The 21,539-nt window shown below is 56.4% G+C and carries 23 protein-coding genes; 5 read left to right on the top strand and 18 right to left on the bottom strand.

What is annotated here, in order from left to right; all coding sequences use genetic code 11:
- Position 1 precedes the first annotated feature (1 nt).
- Entirely contained in the window at positions 2–187 is a 186-nt protein-coding gene (locus CQ011_RS08525) for a hypothetical protein (protein ID WP_105676701.1), read from the bottom strand.
- Positions 188–398: 211 nt separating this feature from the next.
- On the opposite strand from CQ011_RS08525, the gene CQ011_RS08520 reads away from it, so the two are divergent.
- Together CQ011_RS08520 and CQ011_RS08515 are read left to right on the top strand one after the other, a co-directional pair.
- Entirely contained in the window at positions 399–1,169 is a 771-nt protein-coding gene (locus CQ011_RS08520; RefSeq protein WP_105676698.1) for an IclR family transcriptional regulator, read from the top strand.
- A gap of 170 nt (positions 1,170–1,339) precedes the next feature.
- Positions 1,340–2,374, top strand: a complete 1,035-nt coding sequence (locus CQ011_RS08515; RefSeq protein WP_105676694.1) for an aldo/keto reductase — start codon at positions 1,340–1,342, stop codon at positions 2,372–2,374.
- Positions 2,375–2,391: 17 nt separating this feature from the next.
- Here CQ011_RS08515 and CQ011_RS08510 read toward each other — a convergent pair whose 3' ends face one another.
- Positions 2,392–2,976 carry a TetR family transcriptional regulator gene (locus CQ011_RS08510; RefSeq protein WP_105676690.1) on the bottom strand — a complete coding sequence of 195 codons (585 nt, stop codon included), beginning with the start codon at positions 2,974–2,976 and terminating at the stop codon, positions 2,392–2,394.
- Between the two features lie 230 nt (positions 2,977–3,206).
- Here CQ011_RS08510 and CQ011_RS08505 point away from each other — a divergent pair, with 230 nt between their 5' ends.
- Entirely contained in the window at positions 3,207–4,001 is a 795-nt protein-coding gene (locus tag CQ011_RS08505) for a carbon-nitrogen hydrolase family protein (RefSeq protein ID WP_105676687.1), read from the top strand.
- Here CQ011_RS08505 and galE read toward each other — a convergent pair.
- From galE to CQ011_RS08450, 12 genes are all read right to left on the bottom strand, one after another.
- Positions 3,998–4,975, bottom strand: coding sequence for a UDP-glucose 4-epimerase GalE (gene galE / locus CQ011_RS08500; RefSeq protein WP_105676685.1), 978 nt, complete (start codon positions 4,973–4,975; stop codon positions 3,998–4,000). The genes CQ011_RS08505 and galE overlap by 4 nt on opposite strands.
- On the bottom strand, positions 4,972–6,150 hold the full coding sequence (gene galK / locus CQ011_RS08495) for a galactokinase (RefSeq protein ID WP_181148041.1): 1,179 nt from the start codon (positions 6,148–6,150) through the stop codon (positions 4,972–4,974). Before galK ends, galE begins: the two co-directional genes overlap by 4 nt.
- Positions 6,147–7,274: a galactose-1-phosphate uridylyltransferase gene (gene galT, locus CQ011_RS08490; protein ID WP_105676679.1), complete on the bottom strand. Its 1,128-nt coding sequence runs from the start codon at positions 7,272–7,274 to the stop codon at positions 6,147–6,149. The genes galK and galT overlap by 4 nt, the downstream gene beginning before the upstream one ends.
- A 55-nt stretch (positions 7,275–7,329) precedes the next feature.
- Positions 7,330–8,268 carry an aldose 1-epimerase family protein gene (locus tag CQ011_RS08485; RefSeq protein WP_105676675.1) on the bottom strand — a complete coding sequence of 313 codons (939 nt, stop codon included), beginning with the start codon at positions 8,266–8,268 and terminating at the stop codon, positions 7,330–7,332.
- 105 nt (positions 8,269–8,373) lie between these two features.
- Entirely contained in the window at positions 8,374–9,555 is a 1,182-nt protein-coding gene (gene mmsB / locus CQ011_RS08480) for a multiple monosaccharide ABC transporter permease (protein ID WP_105676670.1), read from the bottom strand.
- Complete coding sequence (gene mmsA, locus CQ011_RS08475; RefSeq protein WP_105676666.1) at positions 9,552–11,090, bottom strand: multiple monosaccharide ABC transporter ATP-binding protein; 1,539 nt, start codon at positions 11,088–11,090, stop codon at positions 9,552–9,554. Before mmsA ends, mmsB begins: the two co-directional genes overlap by 4 nt.
- Positions 11,091–11,192: 102 nt before the next feature.
- Entirely contained in the window at positions 11,193–12,359 is a 1,167-nt protein-coding gene (gene chvE, locus CQ011_RS08470; RefSeq protein WP_105676664.1) for a multiple monosaccharide ABC transporter substrate-binding protein, read from the bottom strand.
- Between the two features lie 420 nt (positions 12,360–12,779).
- Positions 12,780–13,367 (bottom strand): Asp23/Gls24 family envelope stress response protein, encoded by a 588-nt coding sequence (locus tag CQ011_RS08465; protein ID WP_105676659.1) that lies wholly within the window; start codon positions 13,365–13,367, stop codon positions 12,780–12,782.
- 2 nt (positions 13,368–13,369) lie between these two features.
- The gene (locus CQ011_RS08460) at positions 13,370–13,921 is read right to left on the bottom strand and encodes a DUF6286 domain-containing protein (RefSeq protein ID WP_105676656.1); all 552 of its coding nucleotides are present in this window, start codon (positions 13,919–13,921) and stop codon (positions 13,370–13,372) included.
- Positions 13,918–14,298: an Asp23/Gls24 family envelope stress response protein gene (locus CQ011_RS08455; protein ID WP_105676654.1), complete on the bottom strand. Its 381-nt coding sequence runs from the start codon at positions 14,296–14,298 to the stop codon at positions 13,918–13,920. The genes CQ011_RS08460 and CQ011_RS08455 overlap by 4 nt, the downstream gene beginning before the upstream one ends.
- The gene (locus CQ011_RS17665) at positions 14,295–14,471 is read right to left on the bottom strand and encodes an NAD(P)(+) transhydrogenase (Re/Si-specific) subunit beta (RefSeq protein ID WP_146112588.1); all 177 of its coding nucleotides are present in this window, start codon (positions 14,469–14,471) and stop codon (positions 14,295–14,297) included. The genes CQ011_RS08455 and CQ011_RS17665 overlap by 4 nt, the downstream gene beginning before the upstream one ends.
- A 36-nt stretch (positions 14,472–14,507) precedes the next feature.
- Positions 14,508–15,017: an Asp23/Gls24 family envelope stress response protein gene (locus CQ011_RS08450; protein ID WP_286161137.1), complete on the bottom strand. Its 510-nt coding sequence runs from the start codon at positions 15,015–15,017 to the stop codon at positions 14,508–14,510.
- A 112-nt stretch (positions 15,018–15,129) separates the two neighbouring features.
- Between CQ011_RS08450 and CQ011_RS08445 the strand changes: the two genes are divergently transcribed.
- Together CQ011_RS08445 and CQ011_RS08440 are read left to right on the top strand one after the other, a co-directional pair.
- Positions 15,130–15,672: an RNA polymerase sigma factor gene (locus CQ011_RS08445; RefSeq protein WP_105676651.1), complete on the top strand. Its 543-nt coding sequence runs from the start codon at positions 15,130–15,132 to the stop codon at positions 15,670–15,672.
- Positions 15,669–16,238, top strand: coding sequence for a hypothetical protein (locus tag CQ011_RS08440; RefSeq protein ID WP_146112587.1), 570 nt, complete (start codon positions 15,669–15,671; stop codon positions 16,236–16,238). Before CQ011_RS08445 ends, CQ011_RS08440 begins: the two co-directional genes overlap by 4 nt.
- 142 nt (positions 16,239–16,380) lie before the next feature.
- Here the strand turns inward: CQ011_RS08440 and araA are convergent, their stop codons facing one another.
- The 4 genes from araA to CQ011_RS08420 all read right to left on the bottom strand — a co-directional run bounded on the left by araA (position 16,381) and on the right by CQ011_RS08420 (position 21,532).
- Complete coding sequence (gene araA / locus CQ011_RS08435) at positions 16,381–17,892, bottom strand: L-arabinose isomerase (RefSeq protein WP_105676642.1); 1,512 nt, start codon at positions 17,890–17,892, stop codon at positions 16,381–16,383.
- Positions 17,893–17,934: 42 nt separating this feature from the next.
- Positions 17,935–18,651 (bottom strand): L-ribulose-5-phosphate 4-epimerase, encoded by a 717-nt coding sequence (locus CQ011_RS08430; RefSeq protein ID WP_105676641.1) that lies wholly within the window; start codon positions 18,649–18,651, stop codon positions 17,935–17,937.
- Positions 18,652–18,684: 33 nt separating this feature from the next.
- A complete protein-coding gene (locus CQ011_RS08425) occupies positions 18,685–20,298 on the bottom strand; it encodes a xylulokinase (protein ID WP_286161136.1) in 1,614 nt (537 codons plus the stop codon).
- 172 nt (positions 20,299–20,470) lie between these two features.
- Positions 20,471–21,532 (bottom strand): LacI family DNA-binding transcriptional regulator, encoded by a 1,062-nt coding sequence (locus tag CQ011_RS08420; RefSeq protein WP_502692879.1) that lies wholly within the window; start codon positions 21,530–21,532, stop codon positions 20,471–20,473.
- Positions 21,533–21,539 lie beyond the last annotated feature (7 nt).

Here is a 21,539-nt window from a genome sequence, read left to right as displayed (position 1 = left end):
TCTAGAGACGGCTGAACCCGAAATTTTGCTCTTGCGGTGCAACCCGCGGGGTAATGAGTACGGAGTTGAGTTTGGCGTGTTCTGCGACGACCGTCTGGATGACGGTAGTCAATAGCTTCGTTGCCAAATTCGAGGCTGAAATTTGCACTCGAATCATCGATGACTGCTCTACGTTGAAGACTGCCATTCCGCCCCTCCTCCAAAAGTTTCCGTATAGTGGATACTATTATCTATAAAATGAAATTGCAAGAGCTTTTTGCCTGTCACTTCACATAAATCTGCCTAGTTTTTTCGGATCGTGGAATATTTTGCGGTTTTAGCGGTAATCTAAAGGGAAAGATTTCGCATTGCAGAAGTTCGCGGATCTCAACGGTGCCTCAAGTTACTAGGAGCAAGACATGACACAGACCCCAACAAAGACAACCAGTGGAGTCCAGTCGGTCGAACGCGCCTTTGAACTACTAGAGGTCATTGCCCGCGCCGGAGGAGAAGCAGCATTGAGCGAGCTAGCGCTCGAGTCTCCATTGCCGCTACCCACGATTCACCGTTTATTGCGGACTCTCGTTGGCGTCGGCTACGTTCGTCAGCTTCCTAACCGCCGCTATTCACTAGGCCCACGCTTAATCCGTCTGGGCGAGGTCGCTAATCGGCAGCTCGGCGCACTAGCTTCGCCAGTTTTGAAGGAACTTGTCGGGAAACTGGGCGAATCAGCAAATATTGCAGTACTCGATGGCGACATGGTCACCTATATTGCCCAAGCACAGTCCCCTCACTCGATGCGCATGATCACCGAAGTTGGCCGCCGCGCGATGTTGCACAACTCGGGTGTCGGCAAGGCGGTACTCTCCGTACTTGATGACGAACGCGTACAGCGCCTGGTCTCGCAGTCGGGAATGCCAGCAAAAACCCCGAAGACCATCACCACGCTCGGCAAGCTGTTCACCGATGTGGAGGCCACCCGCGAACGCGGTTACGCAATGGATGATGAAGAACAAGAATTAGGTGTTCGCTGCATTTCTGTTCCGGTCCCCGGAGCGCCAACACCGATGGCGATCTCTGTCTCCGGGCCCGTAACCCGTGTCAATCAGGAATTTATCGAACAAGCAGTTCCCGAATTACACCAGGCCGCTGCGGAGCTCGGACGTCAGCTCATCGCTGTCTCTGATTAGTAGATCTCGACTGATCAGAGAACCTCGTAAATGCTGGGTTCCGTTGTCCTCCTTTGTAGGGCGCTCGTTCAGCCTTCACCTGTCGACATATTGCGCATTACTTCTTGCCGGACACTACCCCTTGGCCGGTAGTCTCGGCACAGGGAACTGACGGCAACCAGAGGAACACCATGGCGCAGGATCAACGAACGCTTTCCAGCATCAATCTCGGTCAAGGGCTGCAGGTATCCGAACAAGGACTCGGGTGCATGTCGGTCAGCGGCGTCTACGGTTCAGCCGATGACGTCGAGTCTCTGCGCATGATCAATCATGCATTGGATATCGGCGTCACCTTCCTGGACACCGCAAATATCTACGGTGCGGGGCATAGCGAAACACTGCTTTCTCAGGTGCTCAAAACACGCCGAGACGAGGTCACACTCGCAACCAAGGCAGGTATCGTTCGGCCCAAGAACCCCGGAGACCCACGCGCAAATGGCGATCCTGCATTTATCAAAAAATGCTTGGACGAGAGCTTACAACGCCTGGGCGTCGACGAAGTTGATCTGTACTACTACCACCGGGTGGACAGCCGCGTTCCTATCGAGGAAACCGTCGGCGCCTACGCCGAGCTAGTACAGGCAGGCAAGATCAAACACATTGGCCTGTCCGAGGTCACGACCCACGAACTACAGCGTGCCCATCAGGTTCACCCAATCACCGCAATACAAATGGAATACTCGCTATTTAGTCGCGATATTGAAAAGTGGTTACTGCCCGCTGCAAGCGAACTAGGGGTCGGGGTAGTTCCCTACGCCTCTCTCGGACGCGGATTCTTTAACGGTGCCGCTGAATCATTGGATCAGCTACCAGAAGACGATATTCGACATAACTTCCCGCGCTTTGCAGCTCAAAACATCGGTTCTAACCTCACGCTTCGCGACGAAATCTTCTCCATTGCACGCGATGAAAAGATCACCCCCGGGCAACTATCACTGGCCTGGGTCTATGAGCAGGGCCGTAAGTTTAATGTTGCCATGGCACCAATTCCGGGCACACGCTACACCTCGCACCTGGACGAGAATGTCTCTGCGATTTCTCTGAAACTCAGCGCGCAAGCTCTAACGGATTTGGACGCACTAGCAAACCGAGTTGCCGGCGAACGCCAGAAAGACATTTTCTCGGTGTCTAAAGGGCGCGAAGAACAACAGATGAGCACACGCTAGATTCCGTTCAAACTCAACTAACGCGGAGTATCAAGCATGGCCGCATAGTCGAAAGCCTCATCAAGGGCATCTCTAAAGGAGACCTCTTCGCTTTCTAGCCAACGCATCAAAGCATGCTCATGCAGTGTCAGTGCGATCACCGTGGCGGTTTGGGCTAACCGTAGATTTCCACAGTGTTCATTCAGCGCCTGGGCCAGAGACTTTACCGTCTCGCTGCGCTGCATTGACCATGCCGCGCGCAAGGCAGGTGAAGAAAGCACCAGTTGCGTGCGGCCACGAACCGTCGCCGCATCTGCCTCGACGGCGATGACGGAAGCTTCAAAACAACGCCGAAGCATTTCGAGAATGCTTTCTCCACTGCGCGGTTCTAGCTGTTCCATCACGGACGTTAAATCGGTGTCTACAGCATGCACGGCAGTGACGACTGCTTCTTCTTTGGATGAGAAATACCTGAAGAACGTTGCCCGTGAAATACCGGCTTCTTTAGCTGCTTGTTCTGCGGTGACAGTCTCAACTCCCTGTTCTACAAACAGGGGATACATCTGCAGCGCGAGCTCGGAGCGCATTTTGGCTCGGACCCTGGTACGCATGCTTACGCTCATGACAATAACTCTACTCTGAGATGATCAACCAACAATGAGACTGCGTCTCACACTTTTTGTGTCGTTTTGTCCCGAAATCTAGGGATTCGTGGGTTTAAGAGCTCCCCTCAGCAGAAAATTCAGGGGTGACGTGGTGGAGCCGGGATTGCCAGTGCTCAAGATCCTTACGTAGAGTCAGAAGCAGCAGGTATGCATTGCCAGAACACCTCAGGGAAGGGACACTGCCTAAGATGAAAATCGCCATGGCACAGGTGCTTAGCTCCGCCAATCCGATGCACAATCTCGCCATCATCCGCGACTACGCCAAGCAGGCAGCCGCCCAAGACGCGAAATTGGTGCTCTTCCCCGAGGCCATGCAGATCTGTTTCGGCCATTCCCTGACAGGCATCGCCGAACCGCTAGGTGGCCCCTGGGCCACCCTCGTAAAACAGCTCGCCCGAGATATCGGAATCAACATTGTCGTAGGAATGTTCACCCCAGGCACCGCAGGGCACGTACGCAATACGCTCTTGGTTACCGGACCCGATGTCGACACCCACTACGACAAGATTCATCTCTACGACGCCTTCGGTTTCTCCGAATCGGACACGGTGACCCCCGGCGAGCGCCCGGTGCAGTTTGTTATCGATGAGGTCGCCTTCGGCTTGGCGACCTGTTACGACATCCGCTTCCCGCAGCTTTTCACTCACCATGCCAGACAAGGAGCGCTGGTCAACCTCGTCTCAGCTTCCTGGGGCGCCGGAGCACGCAAAGTCGAGCAATGGACCGCATTGGCCCAAGCACGCGCCTTGGACTCGACCACCTTTGTGCTCGCGGTGGATCAAGCAGACCCATTGAGTATCGGACACGAGCCAAAGGGCAGCGCTCCGCTGGGGGTCGGCCACTCCATCGCGGTAGGACCGCTGGGCGAGGTACTCGCCCAGGCCGGCGCGGCCCCAGAACTCCTAGTAGTGGAGCTGGATATGAACGAAGTGGTGACCGCCCGCGAGCAGCTACCGGTATTGAAAAACGCCGTAGATCTTTAGACTTCCTTGGCGGGAGTTAACGCGTGTGAGGCCCGGTACGCGCTATCCACCATCTGGTCCAAGCTATGGCGCATGGCCCAACCTAAATCGCGGGCAGCTAACTGGCCGTCGGCAACAATTCGGGCAGGGTCTCCGGGGCGTCGCGGTTCAAGCAACGGCTGGAACTGGTTCCCGGTCACCCGCGCTACGGCGTCCATGATTTCTCGTACGGACAATCCATCACCCGAGCCGAGGTTGTACACCGGCTCCAAGTCTTGGCCTGCTTCGAGCTTTTTAGCGGCTTCCACATGGGCTAGCGCTAGGTCTGCCACGTGCACGTAGTCGCGCACGCAGGTTCCGTCGGTGGTGTCGTAGTCGGTACCGAAGATTTTTGGTGTGGCACCGGAGTTGAGCGCGGCGAATACCAGTGGGAACAGGTTGTGCGGGCTCGCGTCATAGAGCTCTTCGGAGCCAGAACCCACCACATTAAAGTAGCGCAGACTGGTGTGCTTCAGTCCGGTGGCAATCCCCTGGTCACGAATCAGCCATTCTCCGATGAGTTTGCTTTGTCCGTAAGGTGACTCCGGTTCGGTGGCGGTCTGCTCGGTAACCAGTGCAACGCTTGGTGTTCCATAGACTGCCGCGGAGGAGGAGAAGACCATGTTCTTCACTCCCGCCTCTTGCATTGCTTCGAGGAGGCGGGCGGTTCCGGTGACGTTCTGTTCAAAGGTGAGCAACGGGAATTTCACTGATTCTCCCGCGTACTTGTAACCAGCCAAGTGGATAACCCCAGTAATTGAATGCGCCTCCATAATGCGCACCAGTTCCGCGCGGTCCAGCACGCTCGCCTCGTAAAACGGCACATGCGCAGGCGCAAAGGAGCGGATTCCACTGCTCATGGAATCTACGATGACCGGTGCAAGCCCTGCCTCATCGAGGCAACGCACCACATGGGATCCGATATATCCGGCACCGCCGGTGACTAACCAACTCATAGACTTCCTGCACCTTCATCTGCAATGACCGTGAATATGGAGGGGCTACGGTATCCGGCCCCAGCAAAAGCCTTAGTGATCGATTCGCTCACCAAGTCGATCTTATCTTCGGAAATCAGCGCGATGGCGCTGCCACCGAACCCGCCACCGGTCATTCGCGCACCTAGCGCTCCGGCGCCCTGCGCAACACTGACTGCAAGGTCCAGTTCGGGGCAGGAAATTTCATAATCATCACGCATCGAAATGTGGGAGGCGTTAAGCAATTGACCAACGGCGTTCATATCTGCGGCACGTAGTGCTTTAACAGCTTGCAGTACCCGCTGATTCTCGGTAACGATGTGTGTGGCTCGACGCCGCACCAATGGTTCAAGATTTTCTAGTTGTCCAACATCTTGGATATCTCGCAGGGATTCAACTCCAAGCTCGCTGGCTGCTTGTTCGCAGCTGGCCCGGCGCGCACCGTAACCACCGTCAGAATTTGAGTGTTCCACCCGGGTATCGATCACTAGTACCACTAACTGATGTTCGTCCAGCGGCAACGGAACGAGTTGTGAATCAAGGGTTCGGCAATCTAAGAACAGCGCATGTTCCGCCCCGGACATCAGTGACGCACTTTGATCCATAATGCCCGTAGGTGCACCCACAAATTCGTTCTCCGCACGTTGGGTCAACCGTGCCATTTGTTTCTGATTAAGTCCCAAATCAAAGAGGTCATTGAGCGCCACAATGGTTCCGACCTCCAAGGCGTGCGAGGAGGAGAGGCCCGAACCTACCGGAACATTGGAATCAACCAACAGTTCAAATCCGCCCAGCTGAACCTGTGGCAACTGATCTAGAACATAGGCAACCGCAGCCGGGTAGGCAGCCCAGCCGGGCACCGCGCCTGGTACAAGATTTTGGTGGAGAATCTCGGTGATTTCCACGGTACTTTGGGCACCGTAAGTGGAAGCGAATTGGTAGCTTTGAGTATCGTCGGCAGCTTTGCGTCGCACGGCCACCAGTGCGTTCTTGTCAATGGCAAAGGGCAGCACAAAACCAAGGTTGTAATCGGTGTGTTCACCGATGAGATTCACGCGTCCCGGCGCACGCCAGATTCCGTCAGGGGCTTGCCCAAAGGTGTCCACAAATTTTTGCTGCAACGCTTGGGCGCGCTGCGCGGTAAAGGCGGTGTTCACAGTTTCACCTCGCGCAGGCGTGCCGCGGTCTGCTCGGCGGGCACGTCATTGATGAAGGCACCCATGGCTGCTTCGGAACCGGCAAGGAACTTGAGTTTATCTGCCGCCCGGCGCGGACTGGTCAGCTGTAGATGCAGTCGCGAAGCCGCCCGGTCCTCAGCGTTGAGCGGCGCCTGATGCCAGGCAGCAATATAAGGAGTAGGGGTGTCATAAAGCGCGTCAAAACGGCGCATTAAATCGCGATACATGATGGCCAGCTCGGCTTTTTCTGCCTCATTCAAGGCAGCTAGGTCAGGTACCTGACGGTGCGGGACCAGATGCGCTTCTAACGGCCAGCGCGACGCGTAGGGGACGAATACCGTGAAGTGTTCGCCTTGACTCACGATTCGCGAACCATCGGCAAGTTCATCTTCCAGGATTTGGCCCATCAGGTTTTTACCGGTGGAAGCCAAGTGTTTGCGTGCTTGCTCGGCCATCTTCTGCGCGGTCGGTGTGACATAGGGGTAGGCGTAGATCTGTCCGTGCGGGTGATGCAAGGTCACCCCGATATCCTGTCCCCGATTTTCAAAAACAAAAACCTGTTTGATTCCGGTTTTCGCCGAGAGATCCTCGGTGCGTTGCACCCAGGCGTCGATGACCGTACGGGCCCGGTCGTCATCCAAGGAGGCGAAGGATCCGGCATGGTCGGAGGTGAAGACCACTACCTCACAGCGACCTACCGCAGCGACGGAGCCGGCCGGAAGTTTGACCGCCTCGGCGGGTGCCGGGATTTCTCCAAGGGCCGGGCCCAGGGAGGGGAAACGATTTTCGAAGACGACCACATCAAATTCGCTGGCCGGAATTTCACTGTGCCGAGTTTCGGTACTTGGGCACAGTGGGCAGTCTTCCTTGGGTGGAAGGTAGGTGCGGGCCTGACGGTGTGCGGCCACCGCCACCCAGTCCCCCGTCAACCGGTCAAAACGTAATTCGCCAGGCTCCCCGCGAGGATCTAGCGCACGCTGGTCGCTGACCTGCTCGGGAACGGTATGCCCGTGGTCGGCGAAGAAGATCGCTTCGCGACCGTCGGCCAGGTGGTGGGTACGGTGTGCGGTCTGTGACCGAGGGTGCTGTGTGCCCTGTGGCATGTGCTGCTCCAGTAGTGGATGGGTCCAGGCGGTAAAAAGACTGCCGGTGCGGGCTCTAGATTGGTTGAATGGCGCCGATAACCCACGCGGCATGATGGCTAGCTCCGGGAGCCAAACTAATGACGTCGATGCCATCGTTAAACGCTGCTGGTGGACAGCTCATGGGTTCTACGGCTAAGCCGGTACGGTTTAATGCCAGGTCTTGCTGATCTGCGGTATGCACCTGAACCCATGGGCAGCTTTCATCAAAGCTGATGTAACTACCCACACCGTGCTGATCGCTGAGCTCAACGCGGTAGTCCCCTCCGCCGGCGCTCTGCAAGTCGGTAAACGCGTGGTCGATAAAGGTGTCCCCAATGATTCGCGGGGACCTAAAATCAAGGTCCGTTTCGGCCACCGCCACTACCTCTTCCGGTAACAGTCTCTCGCCACTGACCTGCTGAACTTGTTGCGCCGGGACATGCAGTGTCCAGTCATCGGCGCGTTCACCGGGAGCCACCAAATAGCAGTGGGAGCCAAAACCATAGGGAGCCTGAAGATCTCCTAGGTTTGTGGCGTTGATGGTAGTGCGTAGCCCGGAGGGCTCAAGCTGATAATTCACGCGCAGCAGCAAGGCGAAGGGATAGCCTTCCTGCTTTGGGATCAATACTTCTAATTCAACCCGTTCGGCACTTTGGCTAAGAATCGAGAAATCGGAGAGGTACACCAACCCGTGCAGTGCGTGTCCGCGAGTCACCTCGGTCAGAGGTAGTTGATACTCGGTGCCCTGCCAGCTGTACCGGCCGTCGATAACGCGGTTTGGCCATGGGGCAAGTGTTGCGCCGGAGTACACCGGACGTTGTGACTGCGGGTCAAAACTGCGCACCAACGGACGCTGGCGATATTCCAGGCTCACCACGGTGGCTCCGATGGTGGCGATCTGCGCACTGTAGCCATGGGCTGCAAGGTTGATCAGCTGCCCATTTGCGGTGAGGTCCTTCAATTCCGTCTGCATGTCTCTTCTTTCCTAGTTTTTGCCGTGTCCGGGACATAGCTGAACCCTCCCACAGGTCCTTTTCAGGCGTGAGCCAAGGTGAACCGGAGGGAGGGTTCGAAGCGTTTAGCTGGCTTCGCCTGCGCGGCGCTTGTTGTAGATATCAAAGGCAACGGCGAGCAAGAGCACGAGGCCCTTGACGATTTGCTGTGCCGAAGCACCGACACCCATCAGCTGCATGCCGTTGGACAGTACCGCCATCACCAAGCCACCAACGATTGCGCCGGTTACTCGGCCCACACCGCCGGTTGTCGAGGCGCCACCGATGAAACAGGCAGCGATGGCGTCTAGCTCAAACATGTTACCTGCACCGGGCTGGGCACCATTGGAGCGTGAGGAGAAGACCGCTCCGGCCACACCGGCAAGCATGCCCATGTTGATGAAGATCCAGAAGTTGACCTTCTTGACGTTGACACCCGAAAGTTTAGCGGCCGAGAGGTTGCCACCAATGGCGTAAATGTGGCGACCGAACACGGTCCGTGTGGTCAACACGTGGTAGGCGATAACCAGTACGCCCAGAATGATCAGCACGATTGGCATACCGCGGCTGATGGCGATCTGCCAGAAGAACCAGAGAATCACGATCGCCGACAGGGCGTTCTTCGCGATGAACATGGCCATCGACTCAACATCCTGACCAAACTTCACCCGTCCACGACGTGTGCTGTACTGCGACCACACCAGACCTGCCACGGCTACTACGCCGATTAGCACGGTAAACATGTCAAAGCCGTAACCGCCGAGCAGACCGTTTAGGAAGCCGCCGGCCACCTGCTGGTATTCACCAGGGAATGGGGACAGTGAGACGTTGTTGAGCACTTCGTAGGTCAAACCACGGAACAGCAGCATGCCGGCCAAGGTGACGATGAACGCCGGGATGCCCACATAGGCCACCCAGAATCCCTGCCACACACCACACAAAGCACCCACGGCTACCGCCGCGAGAATACCAACCCACCAGGGGGCCCCGGTTTTGATGACCAGTACCGCGGAGACCGCACCGGTTAAGGCGACCAAGGAACCTACCGACAGGTCAATATGTCCGGCGACAATGACCATGATCATGCCCAGCGCCAAGATCAGCACATACGAGTACTGCAAAATAATGTTTGTCAGGTTGATCGGGCTGAGCAGCAGCCCGTCGGTCATGATGGTAAAGAGCACCACGATGAGCACGAAGGCAATATAGATGCCACTGGTGCGCAAGTTCTTGGTGAAAATGTCTTTCAGCTCGGTTTTCAGTGTCATCGGACGTTTTCCTTCTCGATGGTCATAAGCTCCATGAGGCGTTCCTGGGTGGCTTCGCTTTTCGGGAGTTGGCCGGTCATTCGGCCATAAGCAAGGGTGTAGATACGGTCGCAGATACCCAGCAGTTCGGGCAGTTCCGAGGAGATCACCAGCACCGCCTTACCGGAGGCAGCAAGCTCATTGATGATCGTGTAGATCTCATACTTTGCGCCGACGTCGATACCGCGGGTTGGTTCATCCAAGATCAACAGTTCAGGGGCGGTATGCAACCACTTGCCCAGTACTACCTTCTGCTGGTTACCGCCGGAGAGGTTGCCGGTTTTAGCCAGCACGCTCGGCGCCTTAATGCGCATAGATTTGCGGTAGTGCTCGGCAATCTGGATTTCCTTGTTGCCATTAACAAACCCGCGCGAAGAGATCTTTCCGAGCCCGGCGGCGGTGGTGTTGACGCGAATATCTTCGAGTAAGTTCAGCCCGAATTTTTTGCGGTCCTCAGAAACATAGGCAATACCGGCCTTGATGGCCTTGCCTACGGTGGAGGTATCTACCGGGCGTCCGTCCATCAGCACGGTACCGGAAATGCCGCGTCCGTAGCTGTGTCCAAAGATGCTCATTGCCAGTTCGGTGCGTCCTGCGCCCATGAGCCCGGCAATGCCAACAATTTCTCCGGCACGTACGTCGAGTGAGGCTTTATTGACCACCACACGCTCATGCTGCGTGGGATGGTGCACCGACCAGTCGCGTACCTCGAAGACTACTTGGCCAATATTCGGTTCCCGGTCTGGGTAACGCGCCGAGAGGGAGCGTCCCACCATGCCCTGGATGATCCGGTTCTGCGTCGATCCGGGGTCCGCCATGTCTAGGGACTCCACGGTCTGACCGTCACGGATAATGGTGGTGTTATTGGCGATATCTTCAATTTCGCCCAACTTATGCGAAATGATGATGCAGGTAATTCCCTGCTCACGCAGCTCGCGCAGCAAGTTAAGCAAATGTTCGGAATCGTCATCGTTCAAGGCGGCAGTTGGCTCGTCAAGGATCAGTAGCTTCACGTCCTTGTTCAGCGCCTTGGCGATTTCCACCAGCTGCTGCTTGCCAACGCCGAGCTGTCCCACCGGAGTGACCGGAGACTCTGCCAGACCCACGCGGGCCAGCAACTTGGCGGCACGCTGGTTTGCTTCTTGCCAGTCGATCAGTCCGCGGCGCTTGGTCTCGTTGCCAAGGAAGAGGTTCTCGGCCACCGACAGGTAGGGCACCAGAGCCAATTCTTGGTGAATGATCACGATGCCTTTGGCTTCGGAATCCTTGATGCTCGAAGCCTTGAGCTCTTGACCGTTGAACAGGATTTTTCCGTCGTAGCTACCGTGTGGATAGACGCCGGAGAGCACCTTCATAAGGGTTGATTTGCCGGCCCCGTTTTCGCCGCAGATGGCGTGGATTTCACCTTGCCTGACGGAAAGGTTTACTCCGTCTAAGGCTTTGACCCCGGGGAATGTCTTGGTGATGTCCTGCATCTGCAGGATGGTGCTGTCCATACTGGCGCCGTCCTTGTTGTGATCTGGGTACTGCATGCTGCGTGGTGGCTGCGTTGGCGGGTACTAAGTTTCAGCACCCGCCAACGCGTCGTACACCGAGTACTACTTGGTCTGGCCTGCCTTGACCTCAGCGGCGGTGTAGTAACCGGAGTCAACCAGCAACGAGCTGATGTTATCGGCGGTCACGATGTCCGAATCAAGCAGGAAGGAAGGAACAACCTTCTTGCCGTTGTCGTAGGATTCGGTGTCGTTAGCTTCCGGCTCGGTACCCTCTGCGTAGGACTTCACAGCGGTGACTGCCTGGGATGCCAGCTTGCGGGTGTCCTTGAAGATGGTCGCGTACTGGACGCCATCCTGAATCAGCTTCACCGAAGCGATTTCGGCGTCCTGACCGGTGATGATTGGCAGACCGTCCTTGATGGACTTGCCGTAGCCAGCGTTGGTCAGTGCGGTCTGGATGCCGCGGGAGATCCCGTCGAATGGTGAGAGCACACCGTCAATCTTGGTCTTGCCACCGGCGTAGTGCGCGGTGATCAAGTCCTCCATGCGGCTCTGGGCTTCTTCCTGGCTCCAGCGCAGGGTTGCTGCCTGTTCAATCTTGGTCTGCTTGGACTTGACTACCAAGGTGCCGTCATCCATAAATGGCTTCAGGGTATCCATGGCACCCTTCCAGAAGAAGTGCGCGTTATTGTCATCGATGGAGCCGGCGAAGAGCTCGATATTCAGCGGGCCCTTCTTACCGGTCTTCTCGCCCTTATCATCAACAAGGCCGAGGCCGGTCAACAGCGAGGTAGCCTGCTGCACGCCAACCTTGTAGTTGTCGAAGGTGACGTAGAAGTCAACGTTTTCGGTGCCGTTGATCAGACGGTCATAGGAAATGATCGGAATGTCTTGGTCAGCTGCAGCCTGCAACTGGCTGGACAGTGCGGTGCCATCGATGGAGGCGACCACAAGGATGTCTGCACCCTTGGTGATCATCTGGTCGATCTGCTGCTGCTGAGTCGGGATGTCATCGTTGGCGAACTGCATGAAGACTTCGTAGCCGGCTTCTTCAAGCTGGGACTTCACGGCTTCGCCGTCGGCAATCCAACGCTCGGAGGTTTCGGTTGGCATGGCGACACCGACCTGAATATCTTCAGGTGCCTTGCTGTCGCCACCGGCTGCGTCGCCACTTCCTGCTCCGCCACCGCCACATGCGGCCAATGAGCCGACCAGTGCTAGGGATCCGAACGTGACTACCGCTCGGCGAGCCCAGTTATTCCGTGCCATCTTTTCCTCCTGCGTGTTCCGATTCGCACCGGCGGTGCGACCGGGCTCACACTATGTTAGCGCTAACAACGTGCTTTGAGCCACTTTTTTGGAGAAGAATTTTTATTTCTCAAATCTAGAACACCAGCTACCGCGCAACTGGCCAGGAAATTTAGCCGTTGGCAGGGAAAATTTCGCCTACTCAAGAGTAACAAGCGCCACGGACGACAACCTCTGCCCATCGTTCCCACTGACTATATGTCAGCAGCTAACAAGCTAGATAACTTCGATACTCAAACGACAGTGACCATCCCCGGATAAACTCCGGTGACGGTCACTGAATATAATTATTTCTTCGCAGCGAGCACCAACCCACTGCGCTCCTGAGCACTGATCGCGAAGCTAGCTCAACTACCTCGTCGATATCGACGTACTACCCGTCTAATTAAGCGTTACCTTGGAATCTGATTCAGACTTATTGAACCCAAAATCCACTTTGACGTGCTTCTGCGCAAAACCTCGACCCAGCGCGGTTTCCATGTCCGGGATTAGCCGGGAGCGGACCAAATTCATACTTTCGATCGGCGAAGCGTCAACACGCAAGGTGAACCACGCGTAGAGCACCGGGCTTTCGGTACTGCCACCGATGCGGATAGAAGCATCAAGGAGTTCCGGATGAACCTTCGCGGCATCCTGCGCTGCACGTGAAATAACACCGGTGTCGATTCGACTGATCCCCGATTGCTCTTTGGACCGATAGGTGAACTTCTGATTTGACGGTTTACGGGGGAACGTCGACAAAATGACAATCAAAGATGCCACTGAAAGCAATGCGAGGAACAGCGACGCATAAATGACTATCGACGGCATTGCATCCGACCAGGCCCCGCGCTCCAGACCGTCCAGGACCGGCTGATCAGCATTAGGCGCGTTCCACCTGCCCCAACCCAGAGCCCCGCCAGCGGCCACGAGGAATAGCCCTACTACTGCAAGAATTACGCGCTGACGCGCACCGTTAGTCTTCCACACGGTTACCGCTCCCCTTTCGTCAGGACTCTGGCGCTGACCTTGACCCCACGAGACAAAGGAATCGCTGCCAGGGCGGCTTTCACATGCTCCTGAACCGAATTTTTAACCTCGGCAACCTCATGAACCGGCGTTGAAACGTGAATTTTCAGTTCTTGTGCCCGGAAGGACACTGACGCTTTGTGAACGCCATCGGTCCGTTCGGCTTCATACCGCGCAAGGTTGGACAGTCCACGCGGATCCATCGTCCACTCTTCGCTAAGCTCCTGCGAGTCCCAGTCCAGCAACGCTGTCTTGCGCTTTCCTGGGATCACCGCCGCACCAAGAAGCAAAAGACCGATGATGACCAATCCAATGGCAGTACCAAGCAACCCCGCATCTAACCACGTCATTTCCTTCGCTGCGCCCAGGAGCCCGCTGATCCACTCGGGCCAGGCGCCACTGTTCAGTCGGATCTGACAAAGTATCAGTGCAGCAATGCTCACCGAGAGCACGAGCAGTGCGATGAGTAGCAATGCCACCGTACGAGCGCTGCGAACATACCAAAACCTACTCACAATAGGAGCCTCTCCTTCGCTGAAGTTCCCGACGCATGTAGCCATGAAATATCGATGTCAACCTGCACAGATGAGACCCCCAAGTACTTCCTAAGCTCATCTGTCACTCGGCGCCTCACGGCGTCACAGGTTTGCTCGATGTTCATCGGGTATCGCAAGCCAGCCTTAATGGATACCGCTACAGTTCCACCCAAAACCTCCGCATCAACTTGCGGACGTCCGGTGATTGCTGTGGGCTTACCCAAGCTCAGCAGGCCACCGCTGCTGGAGCCCACACCAGCGATATCAGAGGCTGCCTTAGCAGCGATCTTCGCGTATATTTGCGTGGCAATGGTGGTGGTTCCACGGGAATTGATCTCACTTACCAAGCCACTCACCGCCGACGATTAATAAACACGCGCTCCCAGTCGACGCGAGACTGCAGGAACCAGCCAACCGCTCCACCGATGAGAACAAAAAACGCTACGACAATAAATTGGGTGAAAGAGCCGAAGGCAATCAGCAATCCCGCGACTAGCCCCACGGCTAGTCCCCACCTAATTTGATTCATGGTTGTTCCCTTCGCTGCTCATCGATGGTTTCGTGATTACTTCAGGTCTTCGCGTGGTTCATTGTCATCTTCATCGTCTTCTGGCAGGTGAACATCGGTAACATCGATATTCACCTCAATGACCTCCAGGCCGGTGGCGCGCTCGACCTGCGAAATGATGTTTGAACGAATGTCACTGGAGACGTCGACGATTGAGAAGCCGTAGGAAATTACAATCGACACATCGATAGCCGTCTGCTGCTCGCCCTTTTCTACGCTGACGCCGCCCGCGGTGTTGGCCGAAGCTCCTGGGATGCGATCTGCCAAAGAATTAAAAGTGCGGCGTGCTGCGTTACCCATGGCATAGACCCCTGGGACTTCGCGAGCGGCAATACTTGCGATTTTCTGGACAACGCGGTCCTCGATGGTCGTCTTGCCAAGCTCGGTATGCAGCGGACCTACAAGCTGTTCTTCCGGTTCCGCTTGCGCTTGCTGACGCTTCGACTGACGCTCAATCTCTTCTCCGGTGGGCTTGATGATCTTGTCGTTCATCTGTGGCTGCGTCATGTTCTCACTCCTACTTTCGCGACGAAATTTTCGCCTACACTCATACAGACGAGGTGCATAACAATATCCTCACACATAATATGAGTGATCTAAGTCACATATGAGGTGATGCATGGAAGCACTCGAGTTACTTGCCTTAGTGGGCCGCTCGCGTGAAGGGGATCAACAAGCATTTGCTGCGCTGGTAGTCGAGCTGAGCCCTGGCTTACGCAGATATTGTCGCTCTTTTTTCAACAATTGGCAGGATGTGGACGACGCGCTTCAGGACACCTGGGTTAAGGCTTGGAAAAGCCTTCCAACGCTAAATCAGAATGGGGCATTTAAAACATGGCTCTACCGGGTGGCACGCAATATCTGTTTAGATCGCGTACGTTCCCCGAAAAACCAAGTCCCCTCGATTGACAATGAAGAACTAGCGTTGGTGGCGGCTCCCGAATATCTTTCTCCGGAAAATGTTGCCGTGCAACGAAGCGAAACGGAACGAGCCTGGAGTATTTTAGCCACCCTCCCCTCCGCTTTGCGCCAGGCCTTCGTGCTTGTTTGTCTCGAAGAACTCAGCTACCAGGAAGCTGCCCGCATCACTAACACGTCCGAATCGACCATCCGCGGCCGGATTGCCCGGGCACGAAAACTAATCACTGAGGCGGTGTCATGAAAAATCTTCCCTGCGGACGCACGACGGATGACATACTTCAAAAACTTGACGAGGCGCCAAGCCTGCACGAGCTGGAATGCAGATGGTGCCATCAGGAGCGACGCCGGCTCAAAGATCAAGACGCCAAGATGTTGTCGCAATTGCGGGCTAGTTCGAGTGCGGACAACACTCCAGAATTCATGCGCAATGTTTTAGATAAAATCTCAAACTTGCGTCCTTTGCAACGCAGCTGGGATGCGGCAACTCCCGAAACGAGAAAACCAGTACGCGTGTCTTCCACCGAGATCATTACTCGCATACGAGCCGAGTTCTCCGAATCTCGAAAGACCCAATTGAACTACACGGAAGTCAGAGCCACCGATACCTCGATCCCACATACTATGTGGTTGATCAGATGCACGGTAAGTATGCTCACCAAGTCCACCGTGCACGAAATTGAGCAAGAAATCCTTACTCACGTAAATGCTGGACTCAATTCAATGGTGGCGAGCGACCACCTCACCGTAGAAATTACCGTCGAAGACGTTCACGGTGAAGTGTTAGTGCGCTCAGAAATTCAGGCCTGATCCGTGGCCAAGGATTCTCGCTGCATTCTGCGTGACTTGTGCATCTTCGACGTGGTTCGGCATGTCTGACTAAGTTGAGATCGTGCACATCAAGAGCAAGGGCCGGCAAATTTTGTTGCCGGCCCTAGCTCTTCTTTTTTTCTTACAGACCCTGAGCCAGACGGTAGTACGCCTGGTTCAGTCGCACCTGTTCGGCGAACCCGCGACGCGTCGTGTTCTCGTCAATGACCAACAATTCGGTGCCAGTGATTTCAGCAAAGACCTCAAAGGCCTCAATACCGGCGGCCGTAGACATCACCGTGTGGTGCGCTCCACCGGCGGTCAACCAGGATTCGGCCGAGGTGGAGAAGTCTGGTCGTGGCTGCCAAACGGCGCGTGCCACCGGCAAGTTTGGCAGGTCCTGTGGCGGCGTAACCACGTCCACTACGTTGGCGGTCAAACGGAAACGCTCACGCATATCGGCCATGGAAACAACTACGGCCCCGGTGGTCGCGTCCGCGTTAAAGACCATGCGCACCGGATCTTCACGGCCACCAATGCCCAGCGGGTGAATTTCGATTCGTGGCTTGGTAGTGGTCAGTGACGGGCACACCTCAAGCATGTGCGCACCGAGGATCAGTTCCTTGCCCGGGGTCAGGTCATAGGTGTAATCCTCCATCAGCGAGGCGCCACCGGGGAGCCCTGCGCCCATCACCTTGGCCGCACGCACCAGCACCGCAGTCTTCCAGTCACCTTCGGCACCGAAGCCGTAGCCCTTGCCCATGAGACGCTGTACCGCCAGGCCCGGTAGCTGCTTGAGCCCCCCAAGATCTTCAAAGTTCGTGGTGAACGCCCATGCACCTAGCTCGCGTAGGAAGGACTCGATGGCCAATTCCTGTCGCGCGGCATAGCGCAGCGATTCATGACGCTCGGCGCCGGCACACAACTCGGCGGAGACGTCGTATTCACGCTCGTAATCTGCAACGAGTTCATCCACGGCAGACTCGGAAACTGCTTCCACGGCTTCCACCAGGTCGTTCACGGCCCAAGTGTTCACTGAGACGCCGAAGCGTAGTTCTGCTTCGGTCTTATCCCCTTCGGTTACCGCAACGTTGCGCATATTGTCGCCGAATCGAACCAATTTCATCGTCTGGGTGGCGTTCCAGCCTGCGGCACCTCGCACCCAATTGCCGATACGCCCGGCTACCGCCGGGTTGGAAACGTGACCAACCACCGTGGTACGGGTGGCACCGATACGGGTTGCGAGGTACGCGTATTCACGGTCACCGTGTGCGGCCTGGTTCAGGTTCATGAAATCGAAGTCAATGCTGTCCCAAGGAAGTTCAACATTGGCCTGAGTATGCAGGTGCAATAGTGGCTTAGTCAGTGCTTTCAGACCCGAGATCCACATTTTGGCTGGGCTGAAGGTGTGCATCCAGGTAATCACGCCGAGCACATTGTCATCCGAATTTGCGTCCAGCATGGCCCGACGAATCGAATCCGAATCCTTAAGTACCGGCTTCCAGATCACCTTGGCGGGCACCTGGTCGGAATCACCCAGTGCCTGGGCAACCTCGCGCGACTGCTCGGCGACCTGACACAGGGTTTCTTCCCCGTAGAGGTCTTGGCTTCCGGTGAAGAACCAGATTTCCTTGGATTCATATGCTTTGCTCATGATGTCCTTTCGGATTGAAGTAGGTGGGCGCGAAAGAAGCGCTTATTGTCCGTAAACGTTTTGGTAGCGTGCGTAGAGTGCGTCGATATCTTCGCTGCGCATCGGCACCGGGTCACCTAATTGGCGGGAGATGTGAACTGTGCGGGCCACCTCTTCACACATCACCGCCGCCTTGACGGCGGAGCGTGCGTCCTTGCCAATGGTGAAAGGACCATGGTTTTGCATGAGTACCGCCGGGCTACGCGACTCGCGTAGCGTCTGGACGATGCCGCGGCCGATGGAGTCATCACCAATGATGGCGAAGGGGCCCACCGGAATAGGTCCGCCAAATTCATCTGCCATCATGGTCAGCACACAAGGAATTTCTTCCCCACGGGCAGCCCACGCGGTCGCGTAGGTCGAGTGGGTATGCACCACGCCGCCAACATGCGCCAGATGTTGGTAGGTGTAGGCGTGCGCGGCTGTATCCGAGGACGGAGCGCGGGTTCCGTCGATGAGCTGCCCATCCAGCGTGCAGACCACCATGGAATCAGCAGTCAATTCCTCATAGGCAACGCCGGAGGGTTTAATGACGAACACGTCTGCGCTGCCATCGGGGACCTCTGGGTTTCGAACGCGCTGCGAGACGTTTCCGGCGGTCCACACCACCAGCTCATAACGCGGTAGTTCAGCGTGCAGTTGCGCGACGAGTTCGCGTGTTTGCGCAATTTCTTGGCGCATTGCTGCTGAGTATTTGGCTAATCCTTGAGCATCGCTCATCTGAGAACTCCTTGGTGCCGAGGTGGAAATGTTTTAGATTGCTTTGATCGCGGCGCGTTCAATGTCCAGCCCTGCCCGGTAACTGAGCAGGTAGTCTGCGTAACCGGCTACATCCTGTGGCAGAGGTGTTACCTCGTCTAGCTGCGCGTTCGCGAAAACCTGCAAATTCAGATATTCGGCGAGGCTCACCGTTGGGTGCGTGCCGGAATAGTGGCGATATGCGGCCAGCACGGCAATCCCCCAGGGTCCACCGTGTTGTGCCGTACTTCCTACGGAAACCGGCACATTAAGTGCCGCGGCGAGGAGCCGTTGGGCGGCTTGTGCGGTGCGGAAAATGCCGCCGTGGGCAAACATTTTCTGAATTTTGACACCCTCTGAGCCAAGGATCTCCATCCCCACGCTCAAGGTCGCAAACATCGAATACACCTGAGTTCGCATGAAGTTTGCAAGATTTAGCGTTGAGTCGGGGGTACGCACTACCAGCGGTCGGCCCTCCGCTAACCCGGTGACCGGTTCTCCGGAAAGGTAGTTGTAGGCAACGAGTCCTCCCCCGTCCGCGGCACCGTCTAGTGCCGAGGTCAAAAGCGCCTGGTACACCTCATCCGCAGAGACCTTCTGGCCCAGCGCGGAGGCGAATTGCCCGAAGACCGAAGCCCAACTGGCCAGCTCGCTGGCGCCGTTATTGCAGTGCACCATGGCTACCGGATCCCCGGTGGGGGTGGTCACGATGTCAATTTCGGGGTGAACTTCGCGCAGCGCGGCATCTAGGACCACCATTGAGAAGATTGAGGTTCCGACCGACACATTTGCGGTGCGTGGGGCCACCGAGTTGGTTGCCACCATCCCGGTTCCGGCGTCCCCTTCGGGTGGGCAGCATTGCGCTCCAGGCTGCAACTGGCCGGTAGGGTCAAGCAGCAGTGCACCCTGCGCGGTGAGGCTTCCAGCATCGGCACCGGCAGGCAACACCTCAGGTAGCAGCTCGGCCAGTGTGCCAGTGGCACCTAGTCGCTGGGCTAGCGAGTCAAAGGTTGCTAAGAATTTGGTGTCATAGCCAAGAACGGAACTATCCAGCGGGAACATACCCGAGGCGTCTCCGGCACCTAGTACTCGGCGCCCGGTGAGCTGCTGATGAACAAAACCAGCCAAGGTATTGAGGCTAGCTACCTGGGCAACATGTTGCTCGTTATCCAATAGTGCCTGGTAGTAGTGGGCTACTGACCAGCGCTGAGGGATGTTGAACTCAAAAGCATTGCTTAGTTCTTCGGCGGCCCGTCCGGTGGAGGTATTGCGCCAGGTCCGGAATGGGACAAGCAACTGATCGGCACCATCAAAGGCTAGATAGCCGTGCATCATGGCCGAAATACCAATGGCTGCAAAGTTGCTGGGGCGCACCGAATATTGTTGTTCGCACTCCCGCACCAGATCGGCGAAGCACTCTTGCAAACCGGTCATGATAGCTTCACGTGAATAGGTCCAGCGGCGGTCCACAAACTGGTTTTCCCACGCATGTTGGCCACTGGCCAGCTGTTCGTGATTGGGCCCGATGAGGCTCGCCTTGATATTTGTCGAGCCGAACTCGATGCCGAGCACCGCACGTCCCGAACCGATCAGCTCGGGCGCGGACATACCTACGTGGTGATCAGTCATGACTTCTCCGTCCTGCACCCTTGGTGCGGGTGACATTCTTTGCGTTCGCGTTCCGCTGCGCCTGAGAGCACTAGGCCCTACGGCAAGGCGGAACGCTCACATAATGTTAGCGCTAACAAAATGCGATGCGCAACACATGGAGAAGTTTAAGTCACCCACCATGGGGCAGAAATCAGCTCCGCGCGGGTGGCGCAGTGCTTGCTCGAACAATCATCGTTGGAGCGATCATTCGCGGACCAGACAACCCCGGCTCATCGTTGAGCAACTCGGCGAGCGCGGCTCTCCCCACGTCGGCAAAGGGCTGACGCACCGTGGTCAGTTTTGGGATGTAAAATTCCGCAATCTGCAAATCATCAAAGCCCACCACCGACACGTCTTCGGGAACCGATACCCCAGCTTCCCAAAAGGCGCGCAATAGCCCGATGGCCAGATAATCATTGGATGCAAAAACCGCGGTAATCTCTCCGGCTTTTACCCGCGGCGCAAGACTAACCCCCGCGACGTAACCACTTGGAGCCAGCCAGGACTCGGCGGGAAATTCCACCGCGTCATAACCCGCGGCCGCCATGGACTCAGCCCATCCAATTTTGCGTTCGGTCGCGTCAAACCATCCGGTGGGTCCCGAAACGTGCACTATTTTCTGGTGTCCTAGCGAAATTAAATGCTCGGTGGCCTGCCGTGCCCCATCGCGTTGATCAACATATACGTAGTGCACCGGATCATTCTCCGGAACGTTCGTGCGGGCGGCCACCACGACCACCGGCACCTTCAGCTTTAGTTCATCGATGGCCTCGGTGACCTGATCGTGCGGGGCCACTACCACCACACCGTCCACACCCTGGTCGGTGAGATGGTTCAGTGCGGTGACCGCGCCGCCGAGGTCATAACTGTCCATTGAGGTCACCGTGACAAAATAGCCCTGGGCTCGAGCCGCCGCTTCCACCGCAAGCACGGTGGACTGCGGCCCAAAAAACTCACTACCAATGGTCAAGATACCGATGGTGCGAGTTTGCGCCGTCGCCAAGGCACGGGCGGCGAGGTTCCGTCGATATCCAAGTTCTTTAATCGCCTCCAAGACCCGCACTCGGGTACCTTCGCGCACGTTCGGATGATCGTTTAAAACCCGGGACACAGTTTGGTGGGAGACCCCGGCGACTGCTGCCACGTCCGCCATCGATGGCGGCCGGCTGGAAGAGCTCTCGGCGTCAGTCTGGAAAGTATTCACATTCGTCATTATCGCA

This window comes from Arthrobacter sp. MYb213, assembly GCF_002979915.1.
GTDB lineage: Bacteria > Actinomycetota > Actinomycetes > Actinomycetales > Micrococcaceae > Glutamicibacter.
Note: the sequence above shows the minus strand (reverse complement) of the source record. Positions and strands in the feature narration are given on the sequence as shown.

What these genes read in the sequence shown, in the direction of transcription:
- CQ011_RS08520 (WP_105676698.1), top strand. Translation starts at nt 399, where the DNA reads ATGACACAGACCCCAACAAAGACAACCAGTGGAGTCCAGTCGGTCGAA.
- chvE (WP_105676664.1), bottom strand. Translation starts at nt 12,359, where the DNA reads ATGGCACGGAATAACTGGGCTCGCCGAGCGGTAGTCACGTTCGGATCC.
- CQ011_RS08510 (WP_105676690.1), bottom strand. Translation starts at nt 2,976, where the DNA reads ATGAGCGTAAGCATGCGTACCAGGGTCCGAGCCAAAATGCGCTCCGAG.
- CQ011_RS08515 (WP_105676694.1), top strand. Translation starts at nt 1,340, where the DNA reads ATGGCGCAGGATCAACGAACGCTTTCCAGCATCAATCTCGGTCAAGGG.
- CQ011_RS08430 (WP_105676641.1), bottom strand. Translation starts at nt 18,651, where the DNA reads ATGAGCGATGCTCAAGGATTAGCCAAATACTCAGCAGCAATGCGCCAA.
- mmsA (WP_105676666.1), bottom strand. Translation starts at nt 11,090, where the DNA reads ATGGACAGCACCATCCTGCAGATGCAGGACATCACCAAGACATTCCCC.
- CQ011_RS17665 (WP_146112588.1), bottom strand. Translation starts at nt 14,471, where the DNA reads ATGAATCAAATTAGGTGGGGACTAGCCGTGGGGCTAGTCGCGGGATTG.
- CQ011_RS08450 (WP_286161137.1), bottom strand. Translation starts at nt 15,017, where the DNA reads ATGACGCAGCCACAGATGAACGACAAGATCATCAAGCCCACCGGAGAA.
- araA (WP_105676642.1), bottom strand. Translation starts at nt 17,892, where the DNA reads ATGAGCAAAGCATATGAATCCAAGGAAATCTGGTTCTTCACCGGAAGC.
- galE (WP_105676685.1), bottom strand. Translation starts at nt 4,975, where the DNA reads ATGAGTTGGTTAGTCACCGGCGGTGCCGGATATATCGGATCCCATGTG.
- CQ011_RS08425 (WP_286161136.1), bottom strand. Translation starts at nt 20,298, where the DNA reads ATGACTGATCACCACGTAGGTATGTCCGCGCCCGAGCTGATCGGTTCG.
- CQ011_RS08420 (WP_502692879.1), bottom strand. Translation starts at nt 21,532, where the DNA reads ATGACGAATGTGAATACTTTCCAGACTGACGCCGAGAGCTCTTCCAGC.
- CQ011_RS08525 (WP_105676701.1), bottom strand. Translation starts at nt 187, where the DNA reads ATGGCAGTCTTCAACGTAGAGCAGTCATCGATGATTCGAGTGCAAATT.
- mmsB (WP_105676670.1), bottom strand. Translation starts at nt 9,555, where the DNA reads ATGACACTGAAAACCGAGCTGAAAGACATTTTCACCAAGAACTTGCGC.
- CQ011_RS08440 (WP_146112587.1), top strand. Translation starts at nt 15,669, where the DNA reads ATGAAAAATCTTCCCTGCGGACGCACGACGGATGACATACTTCAAAAA.
- galT (WP_105676679.1), bottom strand. Translation starts at nt 7,274, where the DNA reads ATGCCACAGGGCACACAGCACCCTCGGTCACAGACCGCACACCGTACC.
- CQ011_RS08445 (WP_105676651.1), top strand. Translation starts at nt 15,130, where the DNA reads ATGGAAGCACTCGAGTTACTTGCCTTAGTGGGCCGCTCGCGTGAAGGG.
- CQ011_RS08485 (WP_105676675.1), bottom strand. Translation starts at nt 8,268, where the DNA reads ATGCAGACGGAATTGAAGGACCTCACCGCAAATGGGCAGCTGATCAAC.
- CQ011_RS08505 (WP_105676687.1), top strand. Translation starts at nt 3,207, where the DNA reads ATGAAAATCGCCATGGCACAGGTGCTTAGCTCCGCCAATCCGATGCAC.